A 13,075-nucleotide genomic window follows, 5' to 3' on the forward strand; every position below is an offset into this window, starting at 1 on the left:
AGATTTGTCAATCTAGCCTGACAGGCATGGATGACGTGTTGATCGTAGGGGCGGGACCCGTCGGCCTCATGCTCGCGTGCGAGCTGGGCCTGTCGGGAGTCCGCCCGATCGTGCTGGAGAAAAGGACCGAGCCGAGCGAGCAGCCCAGGGCCAACGGCCTGGGTGGGCAGATCATCGAGCTGCTCGACCATCGTGGCCTGCTGGAGCGTTTCAGCGAGGGCAGCCCGTTCGCGGGCCGGGCGCCGGGGTTCCCGTTCGGCTCGGTGCCGCTGCGCTTCGATGGGCTGGACGACATCCCCCTACGCCTGCTGCTGATCCAGCAGCCGCGCATAGAGCGACTGCTGACCGAACGCGCGATCGAGCTCGGGGCCGAGATCAGGCGAGGGTGCGACGTGGTGTCCCTCGCCCAGGACGCCGAGGGCGTGACCCTCGGCCTGGCGGACGGCCAGGTGCGGCGCGCCCGCTACGTCGTGGGCTGCGACGGCGGTCGCAGCCTCGTGCGCGAGCTGGCCGGGATCGACTTCCCCGGCACCACCGACGACCACGTGCTGCGGCTGGGCCACTTCAGTACGGATGGCGTCGCCGATCCCTTCAAGCCCCTGGAGCTGGCCGGGCTGGAACCGGGCTGGAACCGGACGCCGCGCGGCCGCGTCCTGCTCACCTCGCTCCAGCACGGCGTGCTGATCGCCGGCGTCCGGGAGAAAGGGGAGCCCCAGGACGGGCCCGTGACGATCGAGGACTTCCACGCGGCGGTGCGCCGCGTGCTGGGCCGCGACCTGCCCTTGGGGGAGCCGATCTGGTTGTCGAGCACGGCCGCGCAGGCCAGGCTGGCCGAGCGGTACCAGGCCGGGCGGGTGTTCCTGGCAGGGGACGCCGCGCACCTGTTCCCCGCGGGCGGCTCGGCGCTCAACGTGGGCATGACCGACGCGGCCAACCTGGGCTGGAAGCTGGCCGCCGCGCTCCACGGCCGCGCCCCGGAAGGCCTGCTCGGCACGTACGAGGCCGAGCGCCGCCCGGCCGCCGAGCGAGCCCTCGTCCAGACCCGTGCGCAGGCGGCCCTGGACCGCCTGGACGACGAGGACGGAGCCGCGCTGCGTGAGCTGCTCGCCGAGGTGTTCGCGTACGAGCAGCCGGCCCGCCACCTGGCCACGCTCCTGCACGGCTCCGATATCCGCTACGGCTCCGCGCCGCATCCGCTGGTCGGCCACTTCGTCCCTGACCTGGCCCTGAAGGACGGCCGCCGGGTCGCCGAGCTGATGCGCACGGGCCGGCCGGTGCTACTCGACCTCGGCGGCGGGGCCGAGCTCGACGGCAGCGAGCTCCGCGGCCGCACCGAGGTCGGCGGCGGCTGGATTGACGTGGTCAGCGCGCGTGCCGACGATCCACCCGCCGACGCGCTGCTGATCCGTCCCGACGGCTACGTGGCCTGGGCAGGCGCGGCCGGCATGCCGGAAGCGGTGTCCGCATGGTTCACACCCAGCCCGGCTTGACCAGCCCCGACTCATAGGCGATCACGACCAGCTGGGCCCGATCCCGGGCATGCAGCTTCATCATCGCCCGGGACACGTGGGTCTTCGCGGTGGCCGGCGACATGAAGAGCTTGGCGGCGATCTCGTCGTTGGTCATGCCGGTGCCGACCAAGGAGAGGACCTCGCGCTCGCGCTCGGTGAGCTGATCGAGGCCGTCGGCGGCGACCGGCGCCTTGGCGCGCGAGGCGTACTCGGCGATCAGACGGCGGGTCACGCTCGGCGACAGCAGCGCCTCGCCGGCCGCGACCACCCGGACGGCCTGGATCAGCTCCGCCGGTTCGGTGTCCTTGACCAGGAAGCCGCTGGCGCCGCCGCGCAGCGCCTCGAAGACGTATTCGTCCAGCTCGAACGTCGTCAGGATGATGATGCGCGGTCCCTCGGGCATCTGGCGGGTCGCGGTCAGGCCGTCGGTGCCGGGCATGCGGATGTCCATGAGCACCACGTCGGGCCGGTGCTGGGCAGCCAGCCGCACCGCCTCCGCGCCGTCGGAGGCCTCGGCCACCACGGTCATGTCGGCCTGGGCGTCGAGCAGCGCCTTGAAGCCGGCCCGGACCAGCGCCTGGTCGTCGGCCAGCAGCAGCTTGATCATGAGGTCTCCTCGGGTAGGGGCAGCCGGGCCTCGACCTGGAAGCCCCCGCCTGACGGGCCTGCGACGAGCGTCCCGCCCAGCGCGGCGGCCCGCTCGCGCATGCCGGGGATGCCGTTGCCGCTGCCGGACTCGGACAGGACAGCAGGCGTGGTCGCGCCGGTGTCGGTCACGCGGATGACGAGCTCGCTCGAGCAGTATTCCAGCCGCACGGTCACCGCAGAGCCGGGGGCGTGGCGGGCGGCGTTGGTGAGCGACTCCTGCACGATCCGGTAGGCGGCCCGCTCCACCGAAGGAGGCAGGGGGCGTGAGCCGACCCGTTTGAGCGTCACCTCCAGTCCCGAGCGCTCGATCAGCTCGTCGAGCCGGTCGAGCCCGGCCGTGGGCGAGCGCGGGGCGCCCTCGCGCAACACGTTCAGCACCGAGCGCATCTCGCCCAGGACCTCCTTGGAAGCCGCCTTGATGGTGGCCAGGGCCGTCCTGGCCTGTTCGGGATTGTCGTCGATGAGGTGCAGCGCGGTCGACGCCTGGACGTGGATGAGTGAGATGTTGTGCGCGAGCACGTCGTGCAGCTCCTGCGCCATGGTCAGCCGCTCCTCGCTGGCCTGCCGCCTGCTCTCCTCTTCGGCGGCGCGCTGCTGCTGGGCCCGTCGTTCGCGGGCGATCCTGACCAGTTCCGCCGCGACCATGGTGAGTAGGATGAATGAGGAAACCGCCAGGTCGTGGAAGAGCCCGCGCTGCGGTTGGAGGGTGACCCAGGAGTAGAGGATGAAGGCCGCGAGCGTGATCCCGGCCAGGATCCACGCCACCAGCCGATGGCGCCGCAGGACCAGCAGGAACAACATGACGATCGGCGCGACGAACACTCCGCCGTAGGGGTAACCGCCCCAGACGTAGACGTAGGTCGCCAGGAAGGTGACGACGGCCGTGCTGATCGGGAACTTCCGGTGCAGGACGATCATCAGTGGCCCGACCAGCAGCAGCCCGTAGGCGAACGGGTCGAGCGGCTCCCTGAACGTCTGGCCGCGCTGCGCACCCTGGGACAGCCCCACTTGGAACACGGCGGTGATCAGGGCGAGGTAAGGGGCGAAGCCGGACTTCGAGCGCACGCCTCAACGCTAGGTCACCACTCCGACCGGCGCATCACCCTCATGTCGCAGGGGGCCCTACCACAACAGGCGTACCTGGTAGATGGTGGAGATCATGCGTCGAATGCTCATTCCCGCAGCAGCAGCAGTCCTCATCGCGCTCGTGCCCACGGCTCCCGTGTCGGCCGAGCCCCAGCAGAAGGTCCCGGTCGCCAAGGGGTACGGCGGCGCCGTCTCCACCGTCGACCTGGACGCGAGCAAGGCCGCCATCTCCGTGCTGAGAAAGGGCGGCAACGCCGTGGACGCCGCGGTCGCGGCCGGTGCGGTACTCGGAGTCACCGAGCCGTACTCGGCCGGGCTGGCCGGCGGCGGTTTCATGGTCTACTACGACGCCAGGCAGCGTAAGGTCTTCACGATCGACGGCCGGGAGACCGCGCCGCAGGCCATGACGTCGACCGCGTTGGAGGGCATCCCGTTCGACCAGGCCGTCACCAGCGGGCTGTCGGCCGGCGTGCCCGGCACGGTCGCGAACTGGGACCTGGCCCTGCGCAGGTTCGGCACGATCTCGCTCAAGCAGGCGCTCCAGCCGGCCATCGAGGTGGCGGCCAAGGGCTTCGTCGTGGACCAGACGTTCTACGACCAGACGGCCGCCAACGCCGCCCGCTTCAAGGACTTCACTTCCACGGCCGCTTTGTACCTGCCGAACGGCGCCCCGCCGCCCGTCGGCTCGGTCTTCAGGAACCCGGAGCTCGCGGACACGTACCGGGAGCTGGCCAAGCGCGGCCCCGGCTGGTTGTACGGCGGCCGGCTCGGCGAGGAGATCGTGACCACCGTCAAGCAGCCCCCGGTCACCCCGGGCAGCACCCGCAACGTGCGGCCCGGCCTGATGGAGCTGGCGGACCTGCGTGCGTACCGCGCCCTCATGCGCGAGCCGACCAAGATCTCCTACAAGGGCATGGACGTCTACGGCATGGCTCCCCCGTCCTCCGGCGGATCCACCGTCGGCGAGGCGCTCAACATCCTGGAGTCCCTGCCGGAGGTCGGGCTGCACGAGTACCTGGAGGCGTCCAGGCTGGCCTTCGCCGACCGCGGCAAGTACGTCGGCGACATCCCCGGCGTCCCTCTGGAGGAGCTGCTGTCCGACGGCTTCGCCAAGGAGCGGGCGTGCCTGATCGGCGAGCGGGCGATGACGCACCCGGCCGCGCCGGGCAGCCCGGACGGCTCGTACGAGCCCTGCGCCCAGCCCGTCGGCAGTGCCACCCCGGTCGCGGACGAAGGCCCCGAGACCACGCACCTGGTCGTGGCCGACCGCTGGGGCAACGTGATCGCCTACAACCTGACCATCGAGTCCACCGGCGGCAACGGCATCGTGGTGCCCGGTCGCGGCGTGCTCCTCAACAATGAGCTGACCGACTTCACGCCCGGCCCGGCTCCCGGCGACCCGAACCTGCCGGGCCCGGGCAAGCGGCCGCGCTCGTCGATGGCGCCCACGCTGGTGTTCGACGACGGCAGGCCGATGCTGGCGGTCGGCTCCCCCGGCGGCTCGACCATCATCACGACCGTGCTGCAGATCCTTCTCAACCGGTACGAGTTCGGCATGAAGCTGCCCGAGGCGCTGGCCGCGCCGCGCGCCACGCAGCGCAACACCGCACAGACGCAGGCCGAGCCGGCGTTCCTGGCCCTGCACCAGAAGGATTTGATGGACCGCGGGCACAGCTTCGCCCCCAACCCGGAGATCGGCGCCGCCACGGCGCTGGAGTTCCTCGGCGGGGGCCGCATCCAGGCCGTGGCCGAGCCGGCGAGACGAGGCGGCGGCAGCGCGATGGTGGTGGTGCCGACCAGATAAACCTCACCAAGGGTGCAACTACTGTCACTGGCCGCGTCCAGGAGGTCGCGTTACGTTGCGTATACGGCTTCCGAATGAGTGGGGGACACGCATGCAGTCCATCGCCAGGTTCTGCGGCCAGTGCAGCTGCGGTTGCCCTGAACTGTTCGTCGACCGGGACGCGCCCGAGGAGCGTCAGGTCATCATCACCGACGACTTCGGGCAGCGCGTGGAGATGAGCCTCGACCAGTTCGGCTCCATCGTGGAGGCGGCCAAGAGCGGGTCCCTGGACAGCCTGGCGCTCGTCCACTGAGCGCGCGGGAGCGAACCCGACGCAGTGAGCGGAGTGGAGGCCCGACGAAGGAGGGACTCCGCGAAGCGAATGAGGAGCGGTGAGCGACCAGTGAGCACAGCAGCCAGCTTGCTGGCCGGTGGGATTGCCGCGGGGCTGGTGGCCGGGACCGCGACCTGCACCGCGACGCAGGGCGGGCTGCTCATGGGCCTGGCCGGTCGGCCTCACGGGCGTGATCCGGCGCTCGTGGGGTGGTTCCTGGCCGGGCGGCTGGCCTCGTACACGTTGGCCGGGGCGCTGCTCGGGCTGCTCGGCTCGGCCATCAGCCCGCCGCCCGCGGCCCGTGCGGCGCTGCTGGTCGCCGCCGGTGTCACGGTGATCGTCTTCGCCGTCAGGGTCATGCGGCGCGGGCACTGCGCGGCGCCGCGCGACGGCCAGGTCTCCCGCTACAAGGCCCCGCTGCTGGGCGCGGCCACCATCCTCGTGCCGTGCGGCGTCACGCTGAGCATGGAGATGATCGCCGTCTCCAGCGGCTCGCCGCTGGCGGGCGCGGCGGCCATGGCGGGTTTCGTGGCCGGCACCGCCCCGGCGTTCGCGCTGCTCGGCTACGTGTTGCGGCGGGTCTCCCGCACCAGGCTCGCCAGGCTCACCGGGCTCGTGGCGATCGCCGCCGGGCTCTGGACCGTCGGTGCCGGGCTCAACCTGGGCGGCTGGCTGCCCGCGGCCCCGCCCCCGGCCGCGGCGCGCCCCGTCTCGACGACCGTCACCGTGTGGGCGACCCGGGACGGCTACCGCCCGGCCATGGTGCCGGCGCCCGCCGGCGTCCCGGTCGAGATCGTCTTCAAGCAGGCCGACCGGGGTTGCACCGGCACGGTCGTGATCGGCGGGCGCGACATGGCGCTGCCGGCCACCGTACGGCTGCCACCCCAGCCACCCGGCACGCTGCGGTACGTCTGCGGGATGGGCATGTACGCGGGCTTCATCAACTTCTCCTAGTGTGTCGGCCATTACGGTTCGCGATCGCGTGATCACGTGCCACCCTGTCGCCATGGCCTGGCAAGGAGAAGTGGCGGCGCCTGCCATACCGGCGCCCCGCGTGGGAGACGAGCCCGAGCTGCTGGCCGCCGCGCGCGCAGGCGACCCGCAAGCCGCGCACCGGCTCGGCAAGCTCTATGCGCAGCATGGCGACCGGGTGGCCGCCAGGCACTGGTGGGAGCGGGCCGCCCTGAGCGGCAACGTCGACAGCGCCTTCAACCTGGGCGTCTGGCACGAGAAACACGGCAGCCTGGACGCGGCGATCACGTGGTACGAGACGGCCGCCGCGACCGGCGACGCCGAGGCCGCGACCAACCTGGCGACGCTTCTGCTGGAGCAGCGCGGCGACGTCGCCGGGGCCAGGAGGTGGTTCGAGAGCGCGGCCCTCGCCGGTTCCCGGGCCGCGGCGCGCAGGCTGGCGCTGGTGTGCGAGGACGCGGGCGAGCTCGGCGGGGCCCGCGAGTGGCATCGCCGCGCGGCGATCGACGGCGACCCGGCCTCGGCGCACGACCTCGGCTTCCTGGCCTACGCGGCGGGCGACGACGAGGAGACCGTGCGGTGGTGGGAGTACGCCGCCAGGGCCGGCCACGCCGAGTCCGCGTACTGCATGGGCCTCTACCTGAACGCCGGGCGCGACCCCGAGGGCGCCGAGGCGTACTTCCGGCTGGCCGCCAAGAGCGAGCACCCGGGCGCCGCCTCCTGGCTCGGCGGGATCGCGCTGTCCAGGGGCGACCTGCGTACCGCACGGGCCTGGTTCGAGCAGGCCGCGAACGCGGGCCGGGTCGAGGACCAACGGATGGCCGGGTTCGTGTGCGTGGAGCTGAGCGACTGCGGGGCGGCCAGCCACTGGTTCGGCCGGGCGGCGGCCGGCGGGGACGCCGAGTCGGCCTTCAACTACGGCCTGCTGCTCATCGCCGAGTTCGGTGACCTGGCCGGCGGCCGGCACTGGTTCCGCCAGGCCGCGCTGGCCGGCCACCACGGAGCGGCGCTCGAGCTGGGCGGGCTGTTGTCGGTGGCCGGCGAGCTGGGCGAGGCGCGGGAGTGGCTGTCCGACCCGCCGCCGCCTGCATGGGCCGGCCCCGCGGAGCCCGAGCTGGCCGCGCGGGCCGAGCTGGCCGCGGCCGCCACCGGCCGCAGAGGCGGGGTCCCGCTGGACGTGGCGGCGCTGACCGAGGTCCTGGGCACCTGGGACGTGGTGACCAGGCCGCTGCACGACCATTCGGACGTGGTGGGGTGGCTGGTGCGGCGCAGCGGAGTGCACGTGAGCGCCATCGAGCACCTGGCTTCGGTACGCGGCACGTTGCTGCGCCCGGGCAGCGCACCGTGGCCGAGTCCCGGCGAGATCCAGCACGTCCTGGCCACGGCCAGGGACCTGCGCAAGCGGCTCGGCGTGCGTTAACGCTGGCCGAGGTGGAACAGGTGGCCGTCCTCGTCCTTGAAGACCGCCGACCAGCCCCACGGCTCCTGCTTCGGCGCCTGCGTGAACTCCACGCCGCGGGCGGCGAGCTCCTCGTGCGTCTTGACGATGTCGTCGGCCTCGAACAACACGTAGTTGGGCATGTCCTTGACCATCGCGGGCCACTTGGGGTCGGCCTTGAGGATGGCCAGCCTGGTGCCGCCAGCGGGCGGCTCGACCTCGATCCAGCGGTCCTCGCCGTAGGGCATGTCCCTGGTGACCGTGCAGCCCACCTTGCCGCTCCAGAAGTCGAGGGCACGCTGCTGGTCCTCGACGTAGATGGTGACCTGGCTGATGCCGAGCGCCATTGCTCCTCCTCCGATTGTATCCACGTTGGATATAACCATCGCGGTGTTATCGTGTCAATCATGCTCACCGCGGCCGGGTTCCACGTTCTGCTCGCCCTGGCCAGCGGCGCGGGGCACGGCTACGCGGTGATGCGGTTCGTCGAGGAGGTCAGCGGCGGCGCGATCCGGCTGGGCCCTGGCACCCTTTACCGGACGATCAGCCGCCTGGTGGCGGACGGCCTGGTCGAGGAGTCCGACGTCGCCGACCCCGCGGCGCCGCACGATGCCAGGCGGCGCTATTACAAGCTGACACCGGAGGGCGAGCGGGCCGCGCGAGCCGAGGCCGAGCTGATGACCCGCGTGGTCGGCGCGGCGCGTGAGGCAGGATTGATCGCATGACATCGCTACGGCCGCAGGGGCTGTGCCCGCACCTGTTCGTGCGCGACGCGCAAGCGGCGATCGCTTTCTACCGCGAGGGCCTGGGCGCGGTGGAGGTGTTCCGCAACACACTGCCGGACGGAACGATCCTCTTCGTGGAGCTGCAGCTCGGGGCCGGGCGGCTGCTGGTGAGCGAGGAGACGCCGGGCCTGGGCGCGCTGGCGCCGCCGACGCTGGGCGGCAGCCCGGTGCTGATCCTGCTGGAGGTGGCGGACCCCGACGCGGTGGCCGAGCAGGCTATTGACGCCGGGGCCGAGGTTGAACAGCCGGTGCGGGAGGTCTTCTGGGGTGAGCGCTACGGCGTGCTGCGCGACCCCTTCGGCCACCGGTGGGCGGTGACGACGGCCAGGGAGCAGCTGACGCCCGACGAGATCGTGCGGGGCACGACGTACCGCCCAGAGGACTAGACGACCTCGGCGACCGGGGTGAAGGGCAGGCCGAGCGCCTCGGCGACCGGCTGGTTCGTCAGCAGGCCGGCGTGCGTGTTGAGGCCGCCCGCGAGGGCGGTGTCGGCCTTGACCGCGTCGCGCCAGCCCTGGTTGGCCAGCTTGACCGCGTACGGGAGGGTCGCGTTGGTCAGGGCGTACGTGGAGGTGTTGGCCACCGATCCCGGCATGTTGGCCACGCAGTAGAAGACCGACTCGTGCACCTTGTACGTCGGCTCGGCGTGCGTGGTCGGGCGCGAGTCCTCGAAGCAGCCGCCCTGGTCGATGGCGATGTCGACGAGCACCGAGCCCGGCTTCATCCGCGCGACCAGGTCGTTGGAGACCAGCGTCGGGGCCTTCGCGCCGGGGATCAGCACCGCGCCGATGACCAGGTCGGCCTGCAGGACCTCCTGCTCGATCGCATAGCGCGTGGAGACCAGGGTCTTGAGCCGGCCCTGGTAGATGGCGTCGATGGAACGCAGGCGGTCGATGTTGGTGTCGAGGACGGTGACCTCGGCGCCCATGCCGACGGCGATCTGCGCCGCGTTCAGCCCGGAGACCCCGCCGCCGATCACGACCACCCTCGCCGGGGCCACGCCCGGCACGCCGCCCGGCAGGATGCCGCGACCGCCGTTGAAGCGCATCAGGTTGTACGCCCCCACCTGCGGCGCCAGGCGGCCGGCGACCTCGGACATCGGGGCGAGCAGCGGCAGCGCGTTGCCGACCTGGACGGTCTCGTACGCGATGCCGGTCGTCTTCGCGCTCAGCAGCGCATCCGTGCAGGCGCGGGAGGCGGCCAGGTGCAGATAGGTGAACAGCACCAGCCCCTCACGCAACCGGTGGTACTCCTCGGCGATCGGCTCCTTGACCTTGAGCACCATGTCCGCCTCGCCCCACACGGCGTCGGCGCCGTCGAGGATCTTCGCGCCCGCGGCGAGGTATTCCTCGTCCGTGATGTGCGAGCCCAGGCCCGCGCCCCGCTGAACGAGGACCTCGTGGCCGTTGCGCACCAGTTCGTGAACGCCCGCGGGCGTGGCGGCGACGCGGTACTCATGGTTCTTGACCTCGGCAGGGACGCCGATCTTCATTGGAGTGGTTCCTTTCGGGAACCGGCACAGCGATGTGCCGGATGGAGGGGTATCAGAGCCGGGCCCAGGCCTCGGTCAGCACGCTGCGGAGGACCGAGCCGATCTCCTTGAATTCCTCGGGGCCGGCGACCAGCGGGGGTGCGAGCTGGATGACGGGGTCACCGCGGTCGTCGGCGCGGCAGTAGAGCCCGGCGTCGAAGAGGGCCTTCGACAGGAAGCCGCGCAGGAGCCGCTCCGACTCGTCCGCGGTGAACGTCTCCTTGGTGGCCTTGTCCTTGACCAGCTCGATGCCCCAGAAGTAACCGGCGCCGCGCACGTCGCCGACGATCGGCAGGTCGCTCAGATCGTCGAGGGTCTGCTTGAACAGGGGCTCGTTCCTCGTCACGTGCCCGAGCAGGTCCTCGCGCTCGAAGATGTCGAGGTTGGCCAGGGCCACGGCCGCGGACACGGGGTGCCCGCCGAAGGTGTAGCCGTGCGCGAACATTTCGTCGCCGTTCTTGAACGGCTCGAACAGCCGATCGTGCGCGATCATGGCGCCGATGGGCGAGTAGCCGCTGGTCATGCCCTTGGCGCAGGTGATGATGTCCGGCACGTAGTCGAACTTCTGGCCGCCGAACATGGTGCCCAGCCGGCCGAAGGCGCAGATGACCTCGTCTGAGACCAGCAGCACGTCGTACTCGTCGCAGATCTCGCGCAGGCGCTGCCAGTAGCCGGGGGGCGGCGGGAAGCAGCCGCCGGCGTTCTGCACGGGCTCGGCGAAGACGGCGGCCACCGTGTCGGGGCCCTCCATCTCGATGGCGCGGGCCACGCGGTCGGCGGCCCAGATGCCGTACTCCTCGGGCGTCATGCCCTTGACGCCGGTGATCTCGTCGGCACGGTAGTGGTTGGTGTTGGGCACGCGCACGGACCCGGGCACGAGGGGCTCGAACATCTGCTTGAACGCCGGGATGCCGGTGATCGACAGCGCGCCCTGCGGGGTGCCGTGGTAGGCGATCTGGCGGCTGATGACCTTGTGCTTGAGCGGCTTGCCGATCAGCTTGTAATACTGCTTGGCCAGCTTCCACGCGGTCTCGACGGCCTCGCCGCCGCCGGTGGTGAAGAAGACGCGGTTCAGATCGCCGGGAGCGAGGGCGGCCAGGCGCTGGGCCAGCTCGGCGGCCTTGGGGTGGGCGTAGGACCACAGCGGAAAGAACGCGAGCTCCTGGGCCTGCTTGGCGGCGGCCTCGGCCAGCTCATGGCGTCCGTGGCCGACCTGGACCACGAAGAGCCCGGCCAGGCCGTCGAGGTAGCGCTTGCCGTGGATGTCGTAGACGTACGACCCCTCACCGCGCACGATGGTGGGGATCTCGGACTGCTCATAGGCGCTGTGCCTGGTGAAGTGCAACCACAGGTGGTCTTGCGCGGCCTTCAGGACATCGTGTTCCGGCTGCGTCATGGTTATCTTCCCTCGTCTCTGAACTCCCCACAGTCTGCATGTTCACCTGCGGTTTGCCAAGCGAATCGGTCGCGCCATTGTGGATGAAAGTCGAGATCCGCAGAACCACTATGTAACAGCAACGAAATCCGCATGTAGATTGACCCGGTGGTCACGCGTGTTCCCACACCCAGGGGTCCTGGTGTGATCCAATGAGAGACAAACTGTCCAGATTTGTTTACCGGGGGACCCGTCCGTGACTCCTGATCAGATTGAGAGCGCCGTCGCCGCCTCGATGCCCCAGGCCGTCGAGGAGCTCAAGCGGCTGGCCGCCATCCCCTCCGTGGCCTTCCCCGGGCACCCGCAAGAGCCCGTTCTCGCCGCCGCCGCGGTGACCGAGGAGCTTCTGCGTTCCGTCGGCCTGCCGCACGTCCAGCAGGTGGCCGTCGAGGGCAGCTTCCCCGCGATCTACGGCGAGGCGCCCGCGCCTCCCGGCACGCCGACGGTCCTGCTGTACGCGCACTACGACGTGCAGCCCGCCGGCGACCCGGCCGCCTGGCGCACGCCGCCCTTCGAGCCGACCCTGATCGACGGCCGCCTCTACGGCCGCGGCTGCGCGGACGACAAGTCGGGCATCATTTCCCACGTCACCGCCCTGCGTGTTTTCCAGGGCCGGTTCCCCGTGGGCATCAAGGTCATCATCGAGGGCCAGGAGGAGTACGCGGGCGAGCGTCTGGAGGCGTTCGCCGAGCGCAACCCCGACCTGCTGCGGGCCGACGCCATCGTGGTGGCCGACACCGGCAACCCGCGCGTCGGCGACCCGGCCGTCACCACCTCGCTCCGCGGCATGGCCGCGTTCACCATCGAGGTCCGCACCCTGAGGGAGGCCGTGCACAGCGGCTCCTTCGGCGGCGCCGCTCCTGACGCGCTGGCCGCACTGATGCGCATGCTGACCGCGCTGCACGACGACAACGGCGACATCCGCGTGCCCGGGCTGCCGCGTGGGTCCTTCCTCGGGCAGGGGCCGTCGGAGGAGGAGTTCAGGAAGACGGCGGGCGTTGTGGACGGCGTGTCGCTGGTGGGCTCGGGGTCGCTGGCGGACCGGCTCTGGTCCTCCTACGCGATCACCGTCACCGGCCTGGACGTGCCGACGGTGTCCGGCGCCGTGAACGCCGTGCAGCCGGTCGCGCGCGCCCGCGTCACGGTGCGCGTGCCCCCGGCCGGAGACCCGAAGACGACCGTGAACGCGGTGGTGGAGTTCCTGCGCCAGGTGGCCCCGTGGGGTGTGCAGGTGGCGTTCGGCGACTTCACGGTGGGCTCGGGCTTCCAGGCCGACTCGGGCGGCAAGGCCCGTTCGGCCCTGAACCGGGCGATGGAGCGCGCCTTCGGCCGGCCGCCGCGCGACGTGGGCGCGGGCGGCTCGATCCCGCTGGTCAACACGCTGCTGCGGCAGTTCCCCGCGGCGGAGATCCTGCTGTTCGGGGCCGAGGACGAGGACGCGGCCATCCACGCGCCGAACGAGCGGGTGGACCTGGAGGAGCTCCGCAAGGTGGCCACGACGGAGGCCCTGTTCCTCCAGGAACTCAGCCTGCCCTCGCTGGGCATCTAAGTC

At 71.3% G+C, this 13,075-nt stretch carries 13 protein-coding genes; 8 read left to right on the forward strand and 5 right to left on the reverse strand.

Going from position 1 to position 13,075, the window contains the following annotated elements:
* The first annotated feature begins 26 nt into the window (after nt 1-26).
* Nucleotides 27-1,490, forward strand: coding sequence for an FAD-dependent monooxygenase (locus OHA25_RS57860; RefSeq protein ID WP_327585274.1), 1,464 nt, complete (start codon nt 27-29; stop codon nt 1,488-1,490).
* Here OHA25_RS57860 and OHA25_RS57865 read toward each other — a convergent pair.
* Both OHA25_RS57865 and OHA25_RS57870 read right to left on the reverse strand, forming a co-directional pair.
* On the reverse strand, nt 1,471-2,118 hold the full coding sequence (locus tag OHA25_RS57865; protein ID WP_327585275.1) for a response regulator transcription factor: 648 nt from the start codon (nt 2,116-2,118) through the stop codon (nt 1,471-1,473). The two genes, OHA25_RS57860 and OHA25_RS57865, sit on opposite strands and share 20 nt — an antisense overlap.
* Nucleotides 2,115-3,224, reverse strand: a complete 1,110-nt coding sequence (locus tag OHA25_RS57870; RefSeq protein WP_327585276.1) for a sensor histidine kinase — start codon at nt 3,222-3,224, stop codon at nt 2,115-2,117. The genes OHA25_RS57865 and OHA25_RS57870 overlap by 4 nt, the downstream gene beginning before the upstream one ends.
* A 94-nt stretch (nt 3,225-3,318) precedes the next feature.
* Here OHA25_RS57870 and ggt point away from each other — a divergent pair, with 94 nt between their 5' ends.
* The 4 genes from ggt (at nt 3,319) to OHA25_RS57890 (ending at nt 7,754) form a co-directional block, all read left to right on the forward strand.
* Nucleotides 3,319-5,049 carry a gamma-glutamyltransferase gene (ggt, locus tag OHA25_RS57875; RefSeq protein WP_327585277.1) on the forward strand — a complete coding sequence of 577 codons (1,731 nt, stop codon included), beginning with the start codon at nt 3,319-3,321 and terminating at the stop codon, nt 5,047-5,049.
* 91 nt (nt 5,050-5,140) lie between these two features.
* Entirely contained in the window at nt 5,141-5,341 is a 201-nt protein-coding gene (locus tag OHA25_RS57880) for a hypothetical protein (RefSeq protein WP_327585278.1), read from the forward strand.
* A gap of 90 nt (nt 5,342-5,431) precedes the next feature.
* Nucleotides 5,432-6,316 (forward strand): urease accessory protein UreH domain-containing protein, encoded by an 885-nt coding sequence (locus OHA25_RS57885; protein WP_327585279.1) that lies wholly within the window; start codon nt 5,432-5,434, stop codon nt 6,314-6,316.
* Between the two features lie 52 nt (nt 6,317-6,368).
* A complete protein-coding gene (locus OHA25_RS57890; RefSeq protein WP_327585280.1) occupies nt 6,369-7,754 on the forward strand; it encodes a tetratricopeptide repeat protein in 1,386 nt (461 codons plus the stop codon).
* Here the strand turns inward: OHA25_RS57890 and OHA25_RS57895 are convergent.
* Entirely contained in the window at nt 7,751-8,119 is a 369-nt protein-coding gene (locus OHA25_RS57895; RefSeq protein WP_327585281.1) for a VOC family protein, read from the reverse strand. The genes OHA25_RS57890 and OHA25_RS57895 overlap by 4 nt on opposite strands.
* Nucleotides 8,120-8,179: 60 nt before the next feature.
* On the opposite strand from OHA25_RS57895, the gene OHA25_RS57900 reads away from it, so the two are divergent.
* Together OHA25_RS57900 and OHA25_RS57905 are read left to right on the forward strand one after the other, a co-directional pair.
* A complete protein-coding gene (locus tag OHA25_RS57900) occupies nt 8,180-8,497 on the forward strand; it encodes a PadR family transcriptional regulator (protein ID WP_327585282.1) in 318 nt (105 codons plus the stop codon).
* Nucleotides 8,494-8,943 (forward strand): VOC family protein, encoded by a 450-nt coding sequence (locus tag OHA25_RS57905; RefSeq protein ID WP_327585283.1) that lies wholly within the window; start codon nt 8,494-8,496, stop codon nt 8,941-8,943. Before OHA25_RS57900 ends, OHA25_RS57905 begins: the two co-directional genes overlap by 4 nt.
* Here the strand turns inward: OHA25_RS57905 and ald are convergent.
* Together ald and OHA25_RS57915 are read right to left on the reverse strand one after the other, a co-directional pair.
* Nucleotides 8,940-10,049, reverse strand: a complete 1,110-nt coding sequence (gene ald, locus OHA25_RS57910; protein ID WP_327585284.1) for an alanine dehydrogenase — start codon at nt 10,047-10,049, stop codon at nt 8,940-8,942. The genes OHA25_RS57905 and ald overlap by 4 nt on opposite strands.
* A gap of 52 nt (nt 10,050-10,101) precedes the next feature.
* Nucleotides 10,102-11,484 (reverse strand): aspartate aminotransferase family protein, encoded by a 1,383-nt coding sequence (locus OHA25_RS57915; RefSeq protein WP_327585285.1) that lies wholly within the window; start codon nt 11,482-11,484, stop codon nt 10,102-10,104.
* Between the two features lie 235 nt (nt 11,485-11,719).
* On the opposite strand from OHA25_RS57915, the gene OHA25_RS57920 reads away from it, so the two are divergent.
* On the forward strand, nt 11,720-13,072 hold the full coding sequence (locus OHA25_RS57920) for a dipeptidase (protein WP_327585286.1): 1,353 nt from the start codon (nt 11,720-11,722) through the stop codon (nt 13,070-13,072).
* Nucleotides 13,073-13,075: the final 3 nt, after the last annotated feature.

This window comes from Nonomuraea sp. NBC_00507 (assembly GCF_036013525.1).
Taxonomy (GTDB): Bacteria; Actinomycetota; Actinomycetes; order Streptosporangiales; family Streptosporangiaceae; genus Nonomuraea.

Excerpts from the sequence above, each read along its gene's own strand:
- OHA25_RS57860 (WP_327585274.1), top strand. The coding sequence starts at position 27 with ATGGATGACGTGTTGATCGTAGGGGCGGGACCCGTCGGCCTCATGCTC.
- OHA25_RS57865 (WP_327585275.1), bottom strand. The coding sequence starts at position 2,118 with ATGATCAAGCTGCTGCTGGCCGACGACCAGGCGCTGGTCCGGGCCGGC.
- ggt (WP_327585277.1), top strand. The coding sequence starts at position 3,319 with ATGCGTCGAATGCTCATTCCCGCAGCAGCAGCAGTCCTCATCGCGCTC.
- OHA25_RS57880 (WP_327585278.1), top strand. The coding sequence starts at position 5,141 with ATGCAGTCCATCGCCAGGTTCTGCGGCCAGTGCAGCTGCGGTTGCCCT.
- OHA25_RS57890 (WP_327585280.1), top strand. The coding sequence starts at position 6,369 with ATGGCCTGGCAAGGAGAAGTGGCGGCGCCTGCCATACCGGCGCCCCGC.
- OHA25_RS57895 (WP_327585281.1), bottom strand. The coding sequence starts at position 8,119 with ATGGCGCTCGGCATCAGCCAGGTCACCATCTACGTCGAGGACCAGCAG.
- OHA25_RS57900 (WP_327585282.1), top strand. The coding sequence starts at position 8,180 with ATGCTCACCGCGGCCGGGTTCCACGTTCTGCTCGCCCTGGCCAGCGGC.
- OHA25_RS57905 (WP_327585283.1), top strand. The coding sequence starts at position 8,494 with ATGACATCGCTACGGCCGCAGGGGCTGTGCCCGCACCTGTTCGTGCGC.
- ald (WP_327585284.1), bottom strand. The coding sequence starts at position 10,049 with ATGAAGATCGGCGTCCCTGCCGAGGTCAAGAACCATGAGTACCGCGTC.
- OHA25_RS57915 (WP_327585285.1), bottom strand. The coding sequence starts at position 11,484 with ATGACGCAGCCGGAACACGATGTCCTGAAGGCCGCGCAAGACCACCTG.